General features: G+C 40.4%; 1 pseudogene. It reads right to left on the bottom strand.

The annotated features are described in order from the left end of the window. Nucleotides 1-275 (bottom strand): annotated as a pseudogene (locus tag SB775_RS29260) (hypothetical protein); the annotation flags it as partial.

The raw sequence follows: 275 nt of genomic DNA, 5'->3' as shown, positions 1-275 counted from the left end.
ATAGCGTGTGTACCTTTCGTTCAGCATATAATGCGTGATATCCTCAAGCGTCTGCTCAATGTCGATGGCTGAGATTTCTGTGCGAGGAATCATGATCTCTCTCGCCACTCGGTTATCAAATTCAAATATTTTATTCACATATTTATATTCAGATTGGTTGATCTCGCCCTTCTCGTAGCTTTCAGATAAAATGAGACGCAATTCTTCCTCACTAATCGCCACTTCATGTTCTTTGACAGAATGAAAACCAAATAATTTCACAATGCCTCGCGCAG

It is taken from the genome of Peribacillus sp. SIMBA_075, from assembly GCF_046534585.1.
This window is presented reverse-complemented; position numbering and strand designations above follow the sequence as displayed.